This is a genomic window from Rhizobium sp. Root482, from assembly GCF_001426565.1.
Lineage (GTDB): Bacteria > Pseudomonadota > Alphaproteobacteria > Rhizobiales > Rhizobiaceae > Pararhizobium.
Genome location: NZ_LMFA01000024.1, coordinates 178,237 through 198,968, shown reverse-complemented (window position 1 = coordinate 198,968; position 20,732 = coordinate 178,237). Strand labels below are relative to the sequence as shown.

Annotated in this window: 18 protein-coding genes; 8 read left to right on the top strand and 10 right to left on the bottom strand. The window is 62.6% G+C overall.

Annotation, left to right across the window (positions count from 1 at the left end; genetic code table 11):
- Positions 1–17: 17 nt before the first annotated feature.
- Positions 18–2,444 carry a phenylalanine--tRNA ligase subunit beta gene (gene pheT, locus ASD31_RS21165; RefSeq protein ID WP_056338778.1) on the top strand — a complete coding sequence of 809 codons (2,427 nt, stop codon included), beginning with the start codon at positions 18–20 and terminating at the stop codon, positions 2,442–2,444.
- Between the two features lie 1,320 nt (positions 2,445–3,764).
- Here the strand turns inward: pheT and ASD31_RS21160 are convergent.
- Positions 3,765–4,124, bottom strand: coding sequence for a nuclear transport factor 2 family protein (locus tag ASD31_RS21160; protein WP_056338777.1), 360 nt, complete (start codon positions 4,122–4,124; stop codon positions 3,765–3,767).
- A 190-nt stretch (positions 4,125–4,314) separates the two neighbouring features.
- Here ASD31_RS21160 and ASD31_RS21155 point away from each other — a divergent pair, with 190 nt between their 5' ends.
- Positions 4,315–4,947 (top strand): hypothetical protein, encoded by a 633-nt coding sequence (locus ASD31_RS21155; protein WP_056339143.1) that lies wholly within the window; start codon positions 4,315–4,317, stop codon positions 4,945–4,947.
- Positions 4,948–4,977: 30 nt separating this feature from the next.
- Here ASD31_RS21155 and ASD31_RS21150 read toward each other — a convergent pair whose 3' ends face one another.
- Complete coding sequence (locus ASD31_RS21150) at positions 4,978–5,928, bottom strand: aldo/keto reductase (protein ID WP_056338775.1); 951 nt, start codon at positions 5,926–5,928, stop codon at positions 4,978–4,980.
- Between the two features lie 165 nt (positions 5,929–6,093).
- On the opposite strand from ASD31_RS21150, the gene ASD31_RS21145 reads away from it, so the two are divergent.
- On the top strand, positions 6,094–7,080 hold the full coding sequence (locus ASD31_RS21145; RefSeq protein ID WP_056339140.1) for a Gfo/Idh/MocA family protein: 987 nt from the start codon (positions 6,094–6,096) through the stop codon (positions 7,078–7,080).
- A 33-nt stretch (positions 7,081–7,113) separates the two neighbouring features.
- Here ASD31_RS21145 and ASD31_RS21140 read toward each other — a convergent pair whose 3' ends face one another.
- The 3 genes from ASD31_RS21140 to ASD31_RS21130 all read right to left on the bottom strand — a co-directional run bounded on the left by ASD31_RS21140 (position 7,114) and on the right by ASD31_RS21130 (position 8,949).
- Positions 7,114–7,338 carry a hypothetical protein gene (locus tag ASD31_RS21140; RefSeq protein ID WP_056338772.1) on the bottom strand — a complete coding sequence of 75 codons (225 nt, stop codon included), beginning with the start codon at positions 7,336–7,338 and terminating at the stop codon, positions 7,114–7,116.
- A gap of 247 nt (positions 7,339–7,585) precedes the next feature.
- Positions 7,586–8,647 carry a hypothetical protein gene (locus tag ASD31_RS21135; RefSeq protein ID WP_056338770.1) on the bottom strand — a complete coding sequence of 354 codons (1,062 nt, stop codon included), beginning with the start codon at positions 8,645–8,647 and terminating at the stop codon, positions 7,586–7,588.
- Positions 8,647–8,949, bottom strand: coding sequence for a hypothetical protein (locus ASD31_RS21130; RefSeq protein WP_413813827.1), 303 nt, complete (start codon positions 8,947–8,949; stop codon positions 8,647–8,649). The genes ASD31_RS21135 and ASD31_RS21130 overlap by 1 nt, the downstream gene beginning before the upstream one ends.
- Before the next feature lie 104 nt (positions 8,950–9,053).
- Between ASD31_RS21130 and xseA the strand changes: the two genes are divergently transcribed.
- The 4 genes from xseA to ASD31_RS21110 all read left to right on the top strand — a co-directional run bounded on the left by xseA (position 9,054) and on the right by ASD31_RS21110 (position 12,531).
- Positions 9,054–10,640, top strand: coding sequence for an exodeoxyribonuclease VII large subunit (gene xseA, locus ASD31_RS21125; protein ID WP_056339136.1), 1,587 nt, complete (start codon positions 9,054–9,056; stop codon positions 10,638–10,640).
- A gap of 25 nt (positions 10,641–10,665) precedes the next feature.
- Positions 10,666–11,256: an NAD(P)H-dependent oxidoreductase gene (locus ASD31_RS21120; RefSeq protein ID WP_056338768.1), complete on the top strand. Its 591-nt coding sequence runs from the start codon at positions 10,666–10,668 to the stop codon at positions 11,254–11,256.
- Positions 11,257–11,319: 63 nt separating this feature from the next.
- Positions 11,320–11,670, top strand: a complete 351-nt coding sequence (locus ASD31_RS21115; RefSeq protein WP_056338766.1) for a MarR family winged helix-turn-helix transcriptional regulator — start codon at positions 11,320–11,322, stop codon at positions 11,668–11,670.
- A gap of 6 nt (positions 11,671–11,676) precedes the next feature.
- On the top strand, positions 11,677–12,531 hold the full coding sequence (locus tag ASD31_RS21110) for an NlpC/P60 family protein (protein WP_056338763.1): 855 nt from the start codon (positions 11,677–11,679) through the stop codon (positions 12,529–12,531).
- Here the strand turns inward: ASD31_RS21110 and ASD31_RS21105 are convergent, their stop codons facing one another.
- The 5 genes from ASD31_RS21105 to ASD31_RS21085 all read right to left on the bottom strand — a co-directional run bounded on the left by ASD31_RS21105 (position 12,532) and on the right by ASD31_RS21085 (position 19,380).
- A complete protein-coding gene (locus ASD31_RS21105; protein WP_056339135.1) occupies positions 12,532–13,491 on the bottom strand; it encodes a 2-hydroxyacid dehydrogenase in 960 nt (319 codons plus the stop codon). It lies immediately after the preceding gene.
- A gap of 10 nt (positions 13,492–13,501) precedes the next feature.
- A complete protein-coding gene (locus tag ASD31_RS21100; protein ID WP_056338759.1) occupies positions 13,502–15,142 on the bottom strand; it encodes an ABC transporter ATP-binding protein in 1,641 nt (546 codons plus the stop codon).
- Complete coding sequence (locus ASD31_RS21095; protein WP_056338756.1) at positions 15,139–16,281, bottom strand: ABC transporter permease; 1,143 nt, start codon at positions 16,279–16,281, stop codon at positions 15,139–15,141. The genes ASD31_RS21100 and ASD31_RS21095 overlap by 4 nt, the downstream gene beginning before the upstream one ends.
- Positions 16,281–17,366 carry a microcin C ABC transporter permease YejB gene (locus tag ASD31_RS21090; protein ID WP_056338753.1) on the bottom strand — a complete coding sequence of 362 codons (1,086 nt, stop codon included), beginning with the start codon at positions 17,364–17,366 and terminating at the stop codon, positions 16,281–16,283. The genes ASD31_RS21095 and ASD31_RS21090 overlap by 1 nt, the downstream gene beginning before the upstream one ends.
- Positions 17,367–17,538: 172 nt before the next feature.
- Complete coding sequence (locus ASD31_RS21085; protein ID WP_056338750.1) at positions 17,539–19,380, bottom strand: extracellular solute-binding protein; 1,842 nt, start codon at positions 19,378–19,380, stop codon at positions 17,539–17,541.
- Between the two features lie 204 nt (positions 19,381–19,584).
- On the opposite strand from ASD31_RS21085, the gene mepA reads away from it, so the two are divergent.
- Positions 19,585–20,646, top strand: a complete 1,062-nt coding sequence (gene mepA / locus ASD31_RS21080) for a penicillin-insensitive murein endopeptidase (RefSeq protein WP_056339133.1) — start codon at positions 19,585–19,587, stop codon at positions 20,644–20,646.
- Positions 20,647–20,732: the final 86 nt, after the last annotated feature.

The window sequence follows — 20,732 nt, the reverse complement described above, 5'->3', positions numbered from 1 at the left end:
AGGACACGAGTGAAATCATGAAATTCACACTCTCCTGGCTGAAAGATCATCTGGAAACGGATGCGACGCTTGAACAGATCTGCGAACGCCTGACGGCGATCGGGCTCGAGGTCGAGCATGTCGACGACAAGGCAGCCTACCGGCCCTTCGTCATTGCCAAGGTCGTCTCGGCGGAAAAGCACCCGCAGGCCGACAAGCTGAAGGTGCTGATGGTCGATACCGGCAAGGGCGCGCCCGTGCAGGTGGTCTGCGGTGCGCCGAATGCACGTGCAGGCCTCGTCGGCGCCTTCGCGGCACCCGGCGCCTATGTGCCCGGCATCGACGTGACGCTGTCGGTCGGCACCATTCGCGGCGTGGAAAGCCATGGCATGATGTGCTCGGAAAAAGAACTCGACATGTCGGACAATCATGACGGCATCATCGACTTGCCTGAAGACGCGCCGGTCGGCACGAGCTTTGCCGAATATGCCGGCCTCGACGATCCGATGATCGAGATCAACCTGACGCCGAACCGTCCCGACTGCACCTCGATCCACGGCATTGCCCGCGATCTCGCGGCCTCCGGCCTCGGCACGCTGAAGGCGGCACCCCAGCCGACATTTGCCGTCGAAGGCGAGACGACCACCAAGGTCAAGCTCGATCTCGGCACTGATGCGCATCTCTGCCCCGGCTTTGCGCTGCGCCTCGTGCGCGGCGTGAAAAACGGCCCAAGCCCGAAATGGATGCAGCAGCGGCTCATCGCCATCGGCCTTCGCCCGATCAATGCGCTGGTCGACGTCACCAATTACATGACCTTCGACCAGGGCCGCCCGCTTCACGTCTTCGACGCCGCCAAGGTCAAGGGCAACCTCACCGTCCGTCGCGCCGTCGAGGGCGAGAAGGTGCTGGCGCTCGATACCCGCGAGTATACTCTTTCGCCGGCTAACGTCGTTATTTCAGACGAGAAGGGCATCGAATCGATCGGCGGCATCATGGGCGGCGAACATTCGGGCTGCGACGAGAACACCGTGGACGTCCTCATCGAATCGGCGCTCTGGGATCCGATCAACATTGCCAGAAGCGGCCGGGCCCTCGGCATCATCACCGATGCACGCTACCGCTTCGAGCGCGGCGTCGATCCGGACTATATGATCCCGGGACTGGAACAGGCCACGCAACTGATCGTCGATATCTGCGGTGGCACGGCCGCGAAAACCGATGTCGTCGGTTATGCCGGCTATACCGCCAAGATCGTCGATTTTCCGGTTTCCGAGGTCAAGCGCCTGACCGGCCTTGAGGTCGGCGCGGAAGAAGCCGTCTCGATTCTTAAAGGGCTCGGCTTTGGTGTCACCGGCAACGGCGACCGTGTTTCAGTCTCCGTCCCCTCCTGGCGGCCGGATGTCGATGGCAAGGCGGATCTGGTCGAAGAGGTCATGCGCATCCATGGCGTCGACAAGATCAAGCCGGAATCGATCGAAAAGCTTGGCGCCGTCAACGGCAAGATCCTGACCACGCTCCAGATTCGCACCCGGCTTGCCAAGCGCGCCCTTGCAGCGCGCGGCATGCTCGAGGCCGTCACCTGGTCGTTCGTCTCGAAGGCGCAGGCCGAGCTTTTCGGCGGCGGCGCACCGGCCCTTTCTCTGGCAAACCCGATCGCCGCCGACATGTCCGACATGCGCCCGTCGCTTTTGCCCGGCCTCCTGACCGCCGCCCAGCGCAATGCCGACAAGGGCTTTGGCGACGTGGCGATCTTCGAGGTCTCCGGCATCTATGAGAACGACACGCCGGCCGGCCAGCGTCGCGTTGCCGGCGGCATCCGCCGTGGCACGGCCTCGCTTGCAGGCGCCGGCCGCTCCTGGTCGAATGCGGCACGGGGCGGCGGCAAGCCGGTCGATGTCTTCGACGCCAAGGCCGATGCCATCGCCGTGCTCGAAGCCTGCGGCGTGCCGATGGGCAATGTCCAGTTCGAGGCCGGCGGCCCCTCCTGGTATCATCCCGGCCGTTCCGGCACGATCAAGCTCGGCCCGAAGATCGTGCTCGGTCATTTCGGTGAGTTCCATCCGAAGGTTCTGGAGGCGCTCGACGTCTCCGGCGCACTCTGCGGCTTCGAAATCTATGTCGATGCCATGCCGGAGCCGAAGAAGAAGGCCACCCGCACAAAGCCGGCGCTGGAGCTTTCCCCGTTCCAGGCCGTCAAGCGCGATTTCGCCTTCGTGGTCGACAGGTCGGTCGAAGCCGGCGCCATCCTGAAGGCCGCCTCGAGCGCCGACCGCAAACTGGTCTCCGGCGTCAACGTCTTCGACATTTTCGAGGGCGCCTCGCTCGGCGAAGGCAAGAAGTCGGTGGCGATCGAAGTCGTCATCCAGCCGGCCGAACGCACCCTGACCGACGAGGATTTCGAAACCCTCACGGCCAAGATCATCGCCAATGTGACGAAGAACACCGGCGGCGTCCTGCGCGCATAAGGCAGGCCGCGGGAGGGCACCCTGCTCCTCTCGCGCCTTCCACCCGTACGGGCAGGTGCGCCGGGCATCACCCATGCCGGCGTGACGATCCGATCCTGGCCGTCGAATCCGCCCGACCTCCTCGCGGTCACCCTCGGACGCGTTCGTGATCACCCTCGACCTCCCCTTCGGCCCTGGTCACACACGGGTCCTCCGGCATCACCCTCGACCTCTCCGCTTGGTCACCACTCCCCCTCTTGGTCATCCTCGGGCTTGACCCGAGGATCCACGCCCCGAACGATGGATTAATGGGCGTGGCCCTGGATCCTCGGGTCAAGCCCGAGGATGACGGAGAGAGAGGAGCGGCCATGGGGAAAGCCTGTTGGATGATGAACGGCTCCCTCACAGCCTAGGGCAGCGGCCTTTGAAGAAGCCAGCCTCCCTCCACCCACTACCCCCCCGCGACAAAAATTCATCCCCGCTCATCCCCGCCCCATGAACCTGTGTCACCTTACTCCCGTTCCGTCATTGGATACGCTGCCAGGCGTGGTGGTGAGGCGGGGCCGGTGCCGGATGGGGGCGGGACGCAAGTCTTCATTCGGTGGATGGGCAGAAAATGGTTTCCCTCTCGCCTGAAACAGGGCGGGGCGCGCTTGTGAGGCGCACATGAGGAGCGGCGACTGGGCTTGCCACAAGCAATCCCTTTAGATCGGAAGAGCNAATGGTTTCCCTCTCGCCTGAAACAGGGCGGGGCGCGCTTGTGAGGCGCACATGAGGAGCGGCGACTGGGCTTGCCACAAGCAATCCCTTTCGTGGCGCCACCGGCACCGGAGCAATCCGGTCACGGCGAGCGTCACCCTGTGCCAGAAAAAGGTGCCGCCACCCCCGCAGAGAGACCGGAATTGTTCATCGACCAACACTGAACGGGGCGCTGGAAGGCGTCATATAAATTTACTTAGTCACGGCACTTTCCAGCGCCCCGGCCAAGTGAATGAATGCAGAGCAAACCCACGACGGATTTCCGGGCGTGGCCAAAGGTCGTTGAGGGTACCGACATTCTCCGAACTTCCCTTCTCCCCGGGTGGCCCGCAGGGCCGGATGAGGGGGGCGAAGCCACATCACACCGCGTGGCCAGACGGATAAGAGGCCTGAAACATGGCAAGGAAAGCAATGTTCCACCAATGCCGCACCACCACCCCCTCATCCGCCCTTCGGGCACCTTCTCCCCGCTGGGGAGAAGGGAGATGCAGGCGGGCGAGGGGACGACGGAGATCGGCGGCAAGTACGGAGTAAAGGCAACAACGGGGCGTGCCGCATATCCCTTCTCCGCCCAAGAAGAGCCTATCGATGCAGATGGAACAGCTTGTTGACGATCACCCAGCGGCCGTCGGTCTTCAGGAGCGACAGATAGTCGGTGAAGCGCATGCCGGCGAATTCGTCGGCGACCTTGACGAAGGCGGCGTCGCCCTCGACATCGGTGATCTCGATATCCATCAGCGGCTGGGACCCCGGAGAGGCGGGTGGTTCGGAAAGGACGGCGGCGATGAAATCGTCACGCGACATCCACTCCATCTTGCCCTGAAAGTGGCCAATGACCTTGGCATCGGGGTGGAACGCCTTCCTCAAGGCCGCCTCGTTGCCGAATGCCATGCCGTCGACATAGAGGTGGACGACTGCGCCAATTGCCTGCTCGTCGGACATTTTAAGACCTCCTTCCGCTTCGAGCCGATCCTATCACGGCGGCAAGGACGAACAAAGACCGGCCGGCGGCACGCGTCCCCTGCCGGCAGGATGCGACCTCGCCGACTTCCCTGTTGTTGCGGCGGATGGAAACGGGTGGAAGACGGGGATCAGCCATGCGTAAATGACCGTCAGGGAAGAGGGGGACGCCATGAAGAAGCCCGGGTCGATGAAATCGCTGGAGGAGATGGGCCGCGCCCGGCTTTCGGAGAATTTCTTCCTGCGCGACTTCCTGCATTCCGAAATCGCCAGCTTCTACGGCATGCCGAATATTCCCGACGATCCGGAGCTTGCGATCGAGGCGGGCACGCAGCTTTGCGAGACCTTACTGGAGCCGCTGCAGCGGAGTTTCGGGCGCCTGCATATCCGCTCCGGCTACCGCTCGCGCAGCGTCAACGCCTTCGGCAACCGCAACAGGCTCAATTGCTCGACCAACGCCGCGACGGCCGCCGATCATATCTGGGACATGCGCGACGCCGAGGGCTGCATGGGAGCGACGGCCTGCATCGTTATCCCTTCGGTCTGGGATCGCCGAGCCTCGCTACCAGGCTGGCAATCGCTTGCCTGGTGGATCCACGACCATCTGCCCTATGCCTCGCTGTGCTTCTTTCCGAAATACTGGGCCTTCAACATCCAGTGGCACGAGCGGCCGGTCCGCCGCATCCACAGCTATGTGGCGCCGGCCGGACTGTTGACAAAAAAGGGCATGGCCAACCAGGCAGGCAGCCATGCGCAGCATTACCAGGGCTTTCCGGCTCCCGGTCGAGGCTGGAGCCTCGACTAGACGCGTGCGGGACCGTCGGCCTTGCCGAGCCTATTCGCTGGCTTCGTTCAGCAGGCGGCAGGCCTCGTCGGACAGGGTGATGGAGGCTGATTTCACCAGGCTCTGCAATTGCGCCATGGTGGTGGCGCTGGCGATCGGCGCGGTGACGCCCTTGCGCGCCATGATCCAGGCAAGGGCGATCTCGGCCTGGGTATTGCCGGTATCGGCGGCCACTTCGTCCAGAGCGCCGAGAATGCGCATGCCGCGGCCGTCGAGATATTTGCCGACGCCACTGCCGCGGGCCGAGCCTTCGAGATCCTTGTGCGAGCGGTATTTGCCGGAAAGAAAGCCGCGTGCCAGGCCGAAATACGAGATAACGCCAATCTCCTCGCTCACGCACAGATTGCGCAGTGGCCCGTCGAAGGCGGCGCGATCGTAGAGATTATATTCCGGCTGCAGCACATCATAGCGCGGCAGGTTGTTGGCGGCCGAGACGTCGAGTGCGTCGCGCAACTGGCCCGCATCGAGATTGGAGGCGCCGACATGGCGCACCTTGCCGTCGCCGATCAGCCTTTCATAGGCGCGCAGGGTTTCCTCATAGGGTGTTTCGGGATCCGGCCGGTGCGACAGATAGAGGTCGATATGATCGGTCTTGAGACGCCGCAGCGAATCCTCCACGGCCTGCAGGATCCATTTTTCGGACAGGCCGTTTCGGCCCGGCCCCATGTCCCAGCCGACCTTGGTGATGATCACCGCCTCGTCGCGTGAACGTCCCGACTGCTTCAGCCATTTGCCGATGATCGTCTCGGATTCGCCGCCGCTATTGCCGGGGACCCAGTTGGAATAGGCGTCCGCCGTGTCGATGGCGTTGAAGCCCGCGTCGAAGAAGGCATCCAGAAGTTCAAAGGAGGTCTTCTCATCGGCCGTCCAGCCAAAGACATTGCCGCCAAACACCAGCGGCGCGATCGACAGGCCGGTGCGGCCGAGAATTCGCTTTTCCATGAAAATGCTCCGGGTAGGGGGAATCGGTCAGGGGCGATGGCATGCCCCACGCACATAAGGCAGGGTAGCGCGGTTTTACATGCGGCGCTCGAATTTATTCGCTTCTCCAGTGCTTGATAGGCACGTACCTCATGGATAGGGTGCAGCCAACGAATGGAGGATGGCATGTTGCGTTTTGGTATTCTGTCTACGGCGAAGATCGGCCGCGAACTCGTGGTTCCGGCGATCCAGGACGCGGAGAACTGCGTCGTCACCGCCATCGCCAGCCGCGACCTGCCGAGGGCCCGGGCGATGGCGGACCGGTTTTCCGTGCCGCATGCCTTCGGCTCCTATGACGACATGCTGGCGAGCGATCTGATCGACGCGGTCTATATTCCGCTGCCGACCTCGCAGCATGTTGAATGGACGATCAGGGCCGCCAATGCCGGCAAGCACGTGCTTTGCGAAAAGCCGATCGCGCTGAAGGCCTCGCAGATCGAGGCGCTGATCGAGGCGCGCGACCGCAACAAGGTGCTGATCTCGGAGGCCTATATGGTCACCTACAGCCCCGTCTGGCGCAAGGTCCGCGCCCTTCTCGAGGAGGGCGCGATCGGCCGGCTGCGCCATGTCCAGGGCGCGTTCACCTATTACAACCGCGATGCCGGCAATATGCGCAACATCCCGGAACTCGGCGGTGGCGGACTGCCCGATATCGGCGTCTATCCGACCATCTCGACGCGCTTCGTCACCGGCAAGGAGCCGTTGCGCGTCCAGGCGACCACCGAGCGCGACGCCGAATTCGGCACCGACATCTATTCGAGCGTGCGGGCCGATTTCGGCGATTTCGAGCTGAGCTTCTACATTTCCACCCAGCTCGCCGCCCGCCAGATCATGGTCTTCCATGGCGAGAAGGGTTTCATCGAGGTCAAGTCGCCGTTCAATGCCGACCGTTATGGCGCCGAGGAAGTGGAACTGACCAACCAGAACCATTCGCAATCCCAGCTCTTCCGCTTCCAGGATGCGCGCCAGTACAAGCTGCAGGCGGAAGCATTTTCGCGGGCAGCGAAGGGAGAAAGCGAAGATGTCGTGACGCTGGAGAGCTCGGCGCTCAACCAGAAGCTGATCGACGCCATCTACAGGGCAAGCGACAAGGACGGCTGGGAAGGGGTCTGACCAGAATCCGGCCGAAAGGGAAGAATGGCCGCGCTAGGCCCGATGGCCGGGCGTGGCAATGAACGCCGAGACGATCGCGGCGGCGATGCCGACATTATAGGCAAGCAGGGCCGAAACCAGGGCAAGGCCGGAAACTTCCGCGACCAATGTCACGAGGAAAAACATGGCAACGATCAGCAGGCCGGCGAGAATGCAGCCGAAGGCGGAGCGTGTGGCGGCCGAAAGAACCCCGATTGCAAATGCGGTCAAGACGAGCATGCCGTTCTCCTGCGCTTCATCCTAAAGCGCGGCGCGATCTTTCAGTTTCGCTTGCCGCGCACTAGTCCATCATTCCCCGCATGTCGCTATCGCAAAACCGCTGCACATTTCTGCCCGACATGCCTAGGCCGGGAAGTTTGCCCCTGGCTTGCTAATATCCGCTTAATTTCCTGATGCGTAACGACGGAGAGAGGCCGGAAGTTTCACCGGCCTCTCGATTTTACGTGAGGCACCTGCAAGCCGGTCGTCAGATATAGGCGGTGGATTTCGCCTGGAGCGCGGCATTGGTGGCCCGGAAGGGCCAGATCGTCAGGCTGTCGTAGCGGCCGGAGGCAAACAGGCCGGCCTGGCTGCGCCCGAGAAAGATCTGACCCGAGGCCGCCGGCACGGTTGCTTCCGAGACGGCGGCGGAGCCGTTGTAGCTGCCGCTCCGGCCGGAACCGTTCCACGAAAGACTGAGCCCGAAAGCCGGAAGCGGTGTCGTCACGGCGGCCAGCGCCAGCGTCGTGCCGCTCAGAACCGCCGTTTGCGGCGTGTTCAGCCGGATGATCTCATCGCTGGCGCTGGCTCCGACAAGCCGGCCGAGAGAACCGGTGATGCCCTCTCCCCTGACGAGCACGGTGGCCGCGGTTTTCTGCGCCAACGCTTCCGCCGCCGGCGAAAACCGGCAGCTATCGGCAGCGCGCGTGGCTGGCGAGGCCCCCGTCTGCACAAACGAGCTGGCGCTTGCACCAGCCTCCACTTGGGCGCGGCTGAGAGAGATCGAGACGGTCACCGACAGGCTCGCCGTCGCGGCGGTAAAGGTCTGTGGCGATGCTTGCGTCACCGACCCGCTCGCTGCGCCGGAAAGCGTGAGCGACCCGGCACCCCGGCAGGAGACCGTATATTGCATGCCGCTGACAACGGCGATTATTTGCGTTGCCGGCGCATGGGAATTCAGGAAGAGATTGGTGGCCGGCCCTTCGAGAAGCAGTTGCGGATAGCCATTGCGATGGTCGAAGCGCGGCGTATCGACCGGCGCCTGAAACGCTGCGCCGGACGCATCGACATATTCGGCGGGTGACGCACGCGTGAACGAAAACAGTGCGGCGAAATCCGCCGGCTGGGGCGCGACCAGTGCCTCGACCGGAGCCGAGGGAATATTGGCCGGAGGAACAGATGTCAGCGCATGGCGCCCCCTTCGAAAATCGGCGATGAAGGCCGGCGGCTTGGCGATGCCGTCGGAAACATCCGGCGCTGCAAGCGCCGTATCCGCAAACCAGGACGATGGCTGGAAGCCGGGGCTCAAGGCGAGACCGAGCGACAGCATCAGACGAGACCCAGGATGGCGGATGCCGTTGTGCCTGTCGCAAGGACGCGATCGGCGCGCACCGGCAGGATGCTGCCGCCGGCAAGGCCGGTGAAGACGACCGACTGGCCGGACAAAAGACGCAGGGCGAGCGCGCCGCCCGTGCCGACATAGAGCGCCCTGGTCGCCTCGGGCAGGTCGGCGCCGTCATTCGGCGTCACGGCAAAGGCATGGGTCGCCGGGCTGGTAAGGGAGGGAGCATTGCTGGAGAAGCGGTCGGGCATGATCTGGTCCTCGCTGTTGATGGTCACGGATACAATCATGCGCATGGTTTCAACGACCGGGGACGGACGGGGATGGAGAAAGGCCTGTTGAGCGTGTGCGCCGGCGGCTGGTCATCTGCGGCGGGGCGCGTCAAAATGGGCGCATGAGTTCCTTCTTCGACAATGATTCGCCCAGCAATCTCGCCGAATATTCGGTTTCGGAACTGTCCGGCTCGATCAAGCGAACGGTAGAGCAGGCGTTCGACCAGGTGCGGGTGCGCGGCGAGATTTCGGGTTATCGCGGCCCGCATTCCTCGGGACATGCCTATTTTTCGCTGAAGGACGACAAGGCCCGCATCGATGCCGTGATCTGGAAGGGCACGATGGGCCGGCTGAAGTTCCGGCCGGAGGAAGGCATGGAGGTGATCGCCACCGGCAAGGTGACGACTTTCCCCGGTTCGTCGAAATACCAGATCGTCATCGAGACGCTGGAGCCGGCAGGCGCGGGCGCGCTGATGGCGCTGATCGAGGAGCGCAAGCGCAAGCTTGGCGCCGAGGGCCTGTTCGATCCGGCCCGCAAACGCCCCCTGCCCTATATGCCGCGCGTCATCGGCGTCGTCACCTCACCCACCGGCGCCGTCATCCGCGATATCCTCCACCGGATATCCGACCGTTTCCCCGTGCATGTGATCGTCTGGCCGGTGCGCGTGCAGGGCGAAGGTTCGGGCAATGAGGTGGCCGCCGCGATCGAGGGCTTCAATGGCTTTGCCGTGGATGGCCCGTTTGCCCGCCCGGACGTGCTGATCGTCGCGCGCGGCGGCGGCAGCCTGGAAGATCTCTGGAGCTTCAACGACGAGGCGGTGGTGCGTGCTGCGGCCAATTCGCAGATTCCGCTGATCTCGGCCGTCGGTCACGAAACCGACTGGACGCTGATCGATTATGCCAGCGACCAGCGGGCGCCGACGCCGACCGGGGCCGCGGAAATGGCGGTGCCGGTGAAGGCGGATCTGGAAGCGGCGGTTTCGGCGCGATCGGCCCGGCTGAAGGCAGCCGTGACCCGCAGGATGGACGACAGACGCCAGGGCCTGCGCGCACTGACCCGGGCACTGCCGTCGCTCGATCAACTGCTTGCCCTGCCGCGCCGTCGATTCGACGAGGCGTCGCTCGGGCTTGGGCGCGGGCTACAGATGAACACGGCCAATAAGCGGCGTCTGTTCGAACGCATGGCGGCGCACTTGCGCCCGGACATGCTTTCGAACCGCATTTCTGAGCGCCGCAGGACGATCGAGGAGCGGATGATCCGCGCCGAACGCGTGGTCGAACGCTCGATCCAGCGCTTCGAGACACGGATCTCATCGGCGGATGCGGCCCTGCGCGCGCTGCCGGCGCGGCTGGTCGGGCAAATCCACCGGTCGAGGGACCGGGTTGCCGGTCTCATGGGAAAGGCGGACGGGGCGCTCGCCGGCGATCTCAGGCGCTGGCGCGGCGAGGTCATGGCGCAGGATCGCATCCTCCAGTCGCTTTCCTATCGCAATGTGTTGAAACGCGGCTATGCGCTGGTGCGCGACGGTTCCGGCCTGCCGGTGAAATCGGCTGCCGCCCTTTCCCTCCATCAGGCCATTGCCGTGGAATTCGCCGACGGATCGATCAATGCCGTGACGACCGAGGGGACGACGACGCCACCTTCACAGAAGAAGCGGCCCGAAAAACCGACCCCGGCCGATCCGCCGAAACAGGGCAGCTTGTTCTGAACGTACCGCCTTCGGGAATAGCCCCATGCGCATCCTCATCATCCTTGCCCATCCGCTCGCCGATAGTTTTGCAGCCGGCACGGCTGCCACGGCAAAGGCGGCGCTGGAGCGGAACGGCCACAGCGTCGACCTCATCGATCTCTACGCGGAGAAATTCGATCCGCTGCTCAGCGAAAGCGAACGGCGAGGCTATTTCGACAGGCCCTACGACACATCCGCAGTCGATGGCTATGTCGAGCGCCTGCTGGCGGCGGACGGGCTGATCCTGGTCTTTCCGCAATGGTGGTTCAATTTCCCCGCCATCCTCAAGGGCTTTTTCGACCGTGTCTTTGCGCCCGGCATCGCCTTCGACCACGAGGCGACCGGTGGCCGCATCATTCCCCGGCTCACCCATATCAAGCTGTTCTGGGCGCTGACGACAACAGGATCGCCCTGGTGGGTGGTCAGGCTCTATATGGGCAATCCGGTCCGGCGGCTCCTGAAACGCGGCATTGCCGCCTTCTGCGCCAGGAAGCTCAATTTCCGGATGATCGCGCTGCACGATATGGACCGGGCCACCGCGGAGAAACGCGCGGCGCATCTGACACGAATCGAGAAAGACATCTCGCGACTGTGAATCACGTAACGGTTCCGTAACGACCCTGCGCTAGACTCCCGCACGTGAACCACGGGGTGTCCGATGCCGGTCGAACTGTCAGCTTCCCAGGCGCTGAACCTCTGGCATGGCGTTTCGCTGGAACAGGTCAGGATCGACAATCGCGACCTGACGCTGCGGCAGATTTCCATCCTGCTGCATATCTATCTCGTTCCGCCGCCGCACACGGTGCGCGGGCTCGCCGGCATTCTCGGCGTCACCAAGCCGGTGATCACCCGGGCGCTCGACACGATGGGCGATCTCGGCCTCGTTTCCCGGATGCGCGACGAACGCGACAAGCGCAATGTGATCATCAAGCGCACCGTGAACGGCGCGCTCTATCTTGAAAAACTCGGCGACCTGATCATTGATCAGGGCCGCAAACTGTCTATCTGAGGCTCCATGTCAGACCTTCCCGACCGCCGGCTGAATGCCTATCGAAACGACCTCGCCGAGGAGCGCCTTCGCGGCACCGTCAAGGCAACCCAATATGTCGCGGGTTCGCCGGGGCTGATCTGCGTGCCGGTCGTGCAGATGCGGGCAAGGCCCGACCTGGAATGCGGCACCGACAACGAACTGCTGCTGGGCGAGACCGTGCGCGTGCTCGACACGGATGGCGGCTGGGCCTGGGTGAAGGCGGATTTTGACGGCTATGTCGGCTATATCCCGGACTATGCCGTCTCGCCGGTCATCCGCAGCCTGACGCATATCGTCACCGCGCCTCGAACCTTCGTCTATTCAGGGCCGGACCTCAAATTCCCGACCGTGCAGGCGCTTTCCATGGGCAACCGGATCGCCGTCGTCGATGAGCGGGAGACACGCGGCACGCGCTATTTCCTGATGGAAGGCGGACAAGCCATCATCGCCAATCATTGCGCCGAAGCCGGAAAGCCGCTTTCCGGCGATTATGTGGATATTGCCGAGCGGTTTCTAGAGACGCCCTATCTCTGGGGCGGGCGGTCCGGTTTCGGCATCGATTGCTCCGGCCTGGTGCAATTGTCGATGATGATGGCCGGGCGGACCGCGCCGCGCGACACCGACATGCAGGCAAGCGGGCTCGGAACACCGATCGGGCGCGAGGAACTGCGGCGCGGCGATCTCGTTTTCTGGAAGGGCCATGTGGCGATCATGGAAGACGAAAAGACGCTGCTGCATGCAAACGGCCATACGATGAATGTTTCGCATGAGGGACTGGAGGAGGCGATCAAGCGCATCGGCTGGCTCTACCAGCAGCCGACGGCCTATCGCCGCCCCTGATCAATAGCCGACTTTGCGATCCACCAGATGCTGCAGCGGCTGGCCGCTTTCCAAGCGACCAATCTGATGCTCGGCATGCGAAAACAGCGCCCTGACGTCCGATGAGGCGGCCACATGCGGGGTGACATAGACAGTGTCCATCTCCCAAAACGGGCTGTCTTTTGCCAAAGGCTCGCGCTCGAACACATCGAGCGAGGCGCCACCCAGCACGCCGGATTGCAGAGCTGCCAGAATATCCACCTCCACCTGGCTGCCGCCGCGGCCGCCATTGATGAAGACCGGGGCGCCGAACGGCCCCTTGCGGCTGAGCCTGGAAAACAGCGTCGCGTTAAAAATGCCCTTCGTCTCCGGCGTCAGCGGCAGAAGGCCGACAAGGAAATCGGTCTTTGCGAGGAAGGCATCGAGTTCGTCGCCGGAAAAGCATTCCACGCCGTCGATCGACTTTTTCGAGCGCGACCAGCCGATGGTCCTGAAGCCCATCACGGAAAGCTTGCGGATCGCATCCTGCCCGAGCACACCGAGCCCCATGACGCCGACCGTGACGTCGGCGGCCTCCGGCTGGCTCAAATCCTCCCAGAGATGGGCGCGGGCGCGCGTCTCATAGGCGCGATGCTGGCGCAGATGCAGCAGGCATTGCAGGACCACCCATTCGCTCATCCGCATCGTCAGGCTGCGGTCGACGAAACGGACCAGCGGCACATCCGGGAGGCCTGGAAGCGTCAGCACGTGATCGACGCCGGCACCGCCGGAAAACACGACCTTCAGATCCGGTGCGCGGGAAAACAGATCCGGATCGGATTTCCACACGACGGCATAGTCAATGCCGGAAAGATCGCGGGACTTATGGGCGGGGTCGGCGAGATTGATGACCTCCCGGTCCGGGAAAGCACCTTTCAGCGCCTCTTCCACCTCACGCGGAATGAATTTCAGATCGACGATGACGGGGCTTCTGGCGGGCATGGACGAAACTCTATTGGCGGATTGCGGCGGCATCGACCGCTTCCATGTTGAAGGCGGCGGCCATCAGCGCCTTGGTATAGTCTTCCTGCGGCGCTGTGAAGATGCGCTCGGACGGCCCCTGCTCGACCACCTTGCCGAGCCGCATGACGATCATGTCATTGGCAAGCGCCCGCACCACCTTCAGGTCGTGGCTGATGAACAGATAGGCGAGCGAATGTTTCGCCTGCAAATCACGCAGGAGATCGACGACCTGCGCCTGTACGCTCATATCCAGGGCGGAGGTCGGTTCGTCGAGCATGACGAATTGTGGCTTCAGCACCATGGCGCGGGCAATGGCGATGCGCTGGCGCTGGCCGCCGGAAAATTCATGCGGATAGCGCCAGCGCGTCGCCGCATCGAGGCCTACCTCCTCGAGCGCTGCCGCGACACGGGCGTCGCGCTCCTTGTCGGAAAGCGCGGGCTCATGCACTTTCAGGCCTTCGGCGATGATATCGCTCACCGCCATGCGGGGGCTGAGCGAACCGAAGGGGTCCTGGAAGACGATCTGCATGCGATTGCGCAGGGGCCGCATCTGCTTGAACGAATAGCCGGCTATCTCATTGCCGATGAAGCCGATCCGGCCTTGCGAGGAGATCAGTCGCGTCAGCGCCAGGCCGAGCGTCGTCTTGCCGGAGCCGGATTCGCCGACGACGCCGAGCGTCTGGCCGGCGCGCAGCGTCAGGTCGATGCCGTCGACAGCCTTGACGTGATCGACCACCTTGCGCAGGAAGCCCGCCTTGATCGGGAACCAGACCTTCATGTCCTTCGCCTCGATCACCACCGGCTTCGTCACGTCGGAGACGGGTGGCGCGCCCTTGGGCTCGGAGGCGAGCAGGTGGCGGGTATAGGCATGCTGCGGATTGCCAAAAATCTCCGCTGTCGGCCCGGTCTCGACGATCTTGCCCTTCGTCATGACGCAGACCCGGTCGGCGATCTTGCGGACGATGCCGAGATCATGGGTGATGAACAGCATCGACATGCCGTGCTCGTCCTTGAGCGTCTTCAAAAGCTCCAGAATTTGCGCCTGCACCGTCACATCAAGCGCCGTGGTCGGTTCGTCGGCGATCAGGAGTTCGGGCCGGTTGGCGAGCGCCATGGCGATCATCACCCGCTGGCGCTGGCCGCCGGAAAGCTCATGCGGATAGGCGGCAAGCCGTTTTTCAGGCTCGCGAATGCCGACCTGGTTGAGCAGTTCGAGCACGCAGGTGCGCGCTTGCGCCCCGGTGATGCCCTGGTGCAGATCGAGGATTTCGGCGATCTGCCGCTCGATCGAATGCAGCGGATTGAGCGATGTCATCGGCTCCTGGAAGATCATCGTGATGTCGTTGCCGCGCACCTGGCGCAGTTCCGCGTCCGATGCCGTCATCAGGTCCTTGCCGTTGAAGAGGATTTCGCCGCTCGGATGGCTGGCAGCCGGATAGGGCAGGAGCTTGAGGATGGAATTGGCGGATACCGACTTGCCGGAGCCGGACTCGCCGACCAACGCCACGACTTCGCCGCGCCGGATATCGAAGGAGACATGATCGACCGCCACCGTCGTCTTGCCGCCCTGGTGGAAAGCCACGGAAAGATCGCGCACGGAAAGGAGTGTGTCTTGGGGCGCAGGGTTCATCGGAACGTCTTCCTCGGATCGAATGCGTCGCGGGCGGCTTCGCCGATGAAGATCAGGAGCGACAGCATGACCGACATGACGACGAAGGCGGTGAGGCCGAGCCAGGGTGCCTGCAGGTTGGACTTGCCCTGGGCGATCAGTTCGCCGAGCGAGGCGGAGCCCGGCGGCATGCCGAAGCCAAGAAAGTCGAGCGATGTCAGCGTGGTAATCGAGCCCGACAGGATGAAGGGCAGGAAGGTCAGCGTCGCCACCATGGCATTGGGCAGGAGGTGGCGGAACATGATCGTTGCATTGCCGACCCCGAGCGCGCGGGCGGCGCGGACATATTCGAAATTGCGGGCGCGCAGGAATTCGGCCCGCACGATGCCGACGAAGCCGACCCAGGAGAACAAAAGCATGATGCCGAGTAGCACGAAGAAGCCGGGCGGCAGGATCGCGGCGATGATGAGCAGGATGTAGAGAACCGGCATGGACGACCAGATCTCGATGAAGCGCTGCATGAGAAGGTCCGTCCAGCCGCCGAAATAGCCTTGCACCGCGCCGGCGGTGACGCCGACGACGGCGGACGCGATGGTGAGCGCCAGGCCGAACAGAACCGAGATGCGGAAGCCGTAGATCATCCGCGCGGTCACGTCGCGGGCCTGGTCGTCGGTGCCGAGCCAGTTGAGATTGCCCAGTGTACAGGCGGGATCGTCGGCCCCTTGCGGATAGCCGGAGCAACGCTCCTGCCTGTCCATCAGCCAGAAGGGCGCCGTCGGCGCGGAGTGCGGGATGTTGGAATTGGCGGACTGGTAGGAATAGCGGATCGGCGGCCAGATCATCCAGCCATTGGCCTCGATCTCGTCGCGAATGAAATCGGACCGATAGTCGGTCTGGGCCAGGAATCCGCCGAATTTTTCCTCCGGATAATCCACCAGCACCGGCACGAGGATTTCACCCTTGTAGGAGGCGATGACCGGCTTGTCATTGGCGATGAACTCGGCGCAGAGGCTAAGGCCGAACAGCACAAGGAAGATCCAGAACGACCAGTAGCCGCGACGGTTGGCCTTGAAATTCTCCCAGCGGCGGCGGTTGACCGGCGAAAGCCGGCTTGGCGCACCGGTCACGAGAGCGGGGCTGGCGGAGACGATATCCGTCATCACACATCCCTCCGGTCGAAATCGATGCGCGGATCGACCCAGGTATAAATCAGGTCCGACAGGAGACTGACGAGCAGGCCCATCAGCGAAAAGATGTAGAGGGTGGCAAAGACGATCGGATAATCGCGCTTGACGACGGCCTCATAGCCAAGACGGCCAAGACCGTCGAGCGAGAAGATATATTCCGTCAGAAGCGCACCGGTGAAGAAGGCCGAAATGAAGGCGGCCGGAAAGCCGGCGATGATGATCAGCATGGCGTTGCGAAAGACGTGGCCATAGAGCACCTGGCGCTCGTTCAAGCCCTTGGCCCTTGCCGTCGTCACATATTGCTTCTTGATCTCGTCGATGAAGGAATTCTTGGTGAGCAGCGTCGTGGTGGCGAAGGCCGACATCAACAGCGTGATCAAAGGCAGGGTCATGTGCCAGAAATAATCGAGGATCTTCTGCCACCAGGTGAGTTGCGCGAAATTGTCCGAGACGAGGCCGCGCAGCGGGAACCAGTCGAAGAAGGATCCGCCGGCGAACAGCACGATCAGAAGAATACCGAACAGGAAGCCCGGAACCGCATAGCCGACGATGATGATGCCCGAGGTCCAGACGTCGAAAGTGGAGCCGTCCGACATCGCTTTCTTGATGCCGAGCGGAATGGATATCGCGTAGGAGAACAGAAGAATCCAAAGGCCGAGCGAAATCGACACCGGCATTTTATCGAGGATCAGGTCGATCACCGAAATATTGCGGAAGAAGCTTTCGCCGAAATCGAAGCGGATATAATCCCACATCATCTGGCCGAAGCGCTCGAGCGGTGGCTTGTCGAAGCCGAACTGCTGTTCGAGCTTCTTGATGAAATCGGGATCAAGCCCCTGCGCACCGCGATATCTGCCGGAGGAATCATCCGCCTGCATGGCGAGATCGCCGCTGCTGCCCGACAGGCGGTCGCTGCCCTGGTTCTGCCCGGTGAGATCGGCGATCACCTGTTCGACCGGGCCGCCGGGCGCAAACTGGATGACGGCGAAGGAAATGGCCATGATGCCAACGATCGTCGGGATCATCAAAAGCAGCCGCCGCAGGATATAGGCCCCCATCAGCGCGCCTCCCGCCTGCCGGCCGGCCCGGCAATGCGATCCGATCCGCTCTCGGCAACCCGCCTGTCATCCGTCAATATGCCGGTCTCCCCTGAAACGCCCGCCGTAAGCGGGGCCGGTTCTGATTCGTCTCTGTGCATTTGCTGTAGCGGGCGAGCCCTGTGCAAGGCTTTCATTGCGCAGCGGCGGGTTTCGACCACCAGATCGTCGGGAAGCCGACCGCATATTTCGGCAATTCGGCCGGGCGCTGCAGCCTGGCCGAATAGGCGATCCGCGAATAGCGGCCGGTATAGCTCGGAATGACATAGTGATGCGCAAGCAAGACGCGATCGAGTACCTTTGTCGTGGCGATCAGTTCGTCGCGATCCTTGGCAAAGATGATCCGGCGGATGAGCGCATCGACGCCGGGGTCGCTGATACCCGCATAATTTTGCGAACCATCACGCTTGGCGGACGCCGAGCCCCAATATTCGGCCTGCTCATTGCCGGGATTGAGGGATTGGGCCCAACCGCTATAGATCATGTCGAAATCCCGCGAACGCCAGCGATTGGTGAATTGCGATGCATCGACCGTCCGCACTCGGGCCTCGACGCCGATCTTCTTCAGGTTCTGCGCGAAAGGTAGGGCGACGACCTCGATCGTCGGGCCGTCGAGCAGGATCTCGAAGGTGAAGGGCTCGCCGGTCTTGGCATCGACCATCCGACCTTCCTTCAGCTCGTAACCGGCTTCCTTGAACAGGGCGATCGCCTGGCGAAGATTGTCCCTGTGCCTCTTCTGGTCGCCGCCCACGGGGTTTTGATATTCGGTGGTGAAGACCTCCGGCGGAACCAGATCCTTCATTTCGTTGAGGATTTCCAGTTCCCGGCCCTGCGGAAGGCCGTCTGAGGCGAGTTCCGAGCCGAAGAAGAAACTGTCGATGCGATCATACTGGTTGTAGAAGATCGTCCGCTTCAACTCCTCGAAATCAAAGGCATAGTTGAGCGCCCTGCGCACCCGTTCGTCCTTGAATTTTTCGCGGCGCAAATTGGGAATGAAGCCGACAAGCACACCGCTGCTGCGATAGTCGTTGTCGAGGACCTCCTGCTTGATGCGGCCATCCTTGACGGCCGGAAAATTATAGGACGTGGCCCAGCGCTTGGCCGAATTCTCCCACCAGTAATCGGCATTGCCGGAGCGGAACGCCTCGAAGGACACGCCGAGATCGGCATAATAGGAATAGGTGATCGTGCCAAAATTGTTCTGGCCGATATTCACGTTGAGGTCCCGGCCCCAGTAATCATCGCGCAGTTCATAGCGGATGACCGAGCCGGGCGTCATCTTTGCGACCTTGTAGGGGCCGGAGCCCATCGGAATTTCGAGCGTCGTCCTTGAAATATCGCGGGTCTCGCCATTGGCTCCCTTGCCCTCCCACCAGTGCTTCGGGACGATCACCAGCTCGCCGACGATCTTGGGCAATTCGCGATTGTTCTTCTCGTCGAAGGTAAAGGTCACTTCGCGCTCGCCGGTCTTTTCCGCTTTCACCACATGCTTGTAGTAGAATTCCTTTTGCGGATCATGGGCCTTGACCATGTCGAAGCTGAAGACGACATCCTCCGGCGTCACCGGTTTTCCGTCCGCCCATTTCGCCTCTGCCCGCAGGCGGAATTTCACGAAGGCAAAATCATCCGGATAGGCAATCGCTTCCGCCAGCAGACCATAATCCGAGGCGATCTCGTCCATCGACGGCTTCATCAGCGTTTCGAATGCCAATCCGGCAACACCAGCACCGACATCGCCCTTGGCGAGAAGCGGATTGAGCGTGTCGAAGGTTCCGAAGGTGGTCAGGTCGAGCGTGCCGCCCTTGGGCGCATCCGGATTGACATAGTCGAAGCGGGCGAAGCCATCCTTGTATTTCAGCTCGCCGATCGTCGCCGTGCCGCCGTGCCATTCAAGCTTGTCCTGCGCCATACCGGCCAGCGGGCAAAGCGACAGGAGCGTGGCGGCGGCCAGGGTGAGAATGCGTCTGAAGATCATGCCAACTTATCCCGTTCGTTCATGCTTTTCGTTGTTTGAGCGACAGAATAGGCAAAATGCGGGCAATTGACAGGAGCCGCCTCAAAACAGGCATTTTTTTTGGACCATCCTCGCCCGGCACAAGGCTGACACAAAGGCCGCATGACCTAATAGCTGGAAACAGCGACCGGCGTCATGCGTCGGATGGCATCGGAACGGACGGACATGACGATTACGAAAACGGGTTTCATTCGCCAAATGGCGTTGATCGGGCTTGCCGCCATGATAGGCCTCGGTCCCGTGGCCGGGCCTGCTTTCGCCGATGGCACGCCTGCCAAGCAGCTATTCGGCAAGGTCCAGCTTCCGAGCGATGCCTCGCCAGCCCCGATCGGCTTTTATGCCAAGGGCTGCATGGCGGGGGCTGTGGCCATACCCGCGGATGGGCCGACATGGCAGGCAATGCGCCTGTCGCGCAATCGCCGCTGGGGCAATCCGGCCATGGTATCGCTGCTCGAACAGTTTTCGCAGGATGCGGTTCGCCTTGGCTGGGGCTCCGGCATCCTGATCGGCGATATTTCTCAGCCGCGCGGCGGGCCGATGCTGACCGGCCATGCCTCCCACCAGATCGGCCTGGATGCCGATATCTGGTTCACGCCGATGCCGGCGCAGCCGCTCTCGGTCGAGGAGAGGGAAACCAAGCCCTTCACCTCCATGCTCGACAAGAGCAAGTTCCTGACGGTCAGCCCCGGCCGTTGGACGCCGACGCATGCGAAGCTCGTCATGCAGGCGGCGAGCTATCCACAGGTGGAGCGGGTCTTCGTCAACCCGGCCATCAAGAAGAAGCTGTGCGACACCTGGAACGGCGACCGCGCGCTTCTCGGCAAGGTGCGCCCGGTCTATGGCCATGACGAGCATTTCCATATCCGCATGCACTGCCCGCCCGGAGCCAGGGGCTGCAAGGCGCAGGCGCCGGTCGCCAGCGGCGATGGCTGCGACAAATCGCTGGCCTGGTGGTTCAGCAAGGAACCCTGGGCAAAGCCCAAGAAGGATCCGAACGCAAAACCGGTGAAGCCGAGATTCACCATGCTTTCCGACCTGCCGAGGGCGTGCGCGGCCGTGCTTACCGCACCGGCGGCGGTTGGCGGGATGGCAAATTCCGGATTGGCCTATGCAGCACCTCAGCCGCAATCGAGCGATGCCGAAATTCAGCGCGTCATCAATGCGCAGGCCGTCGATCTGCCCGGCGGCGACGTTCCCATTCCGCTGCCGCGACCGGCGCTGCAATAAGGCTGCCTGCCGGACGAACGGCTTGTCTTTTCAAAAGCCGGGCATTGCTGTACAGGACTTCAAATCGATTTAAACCACCATACGGC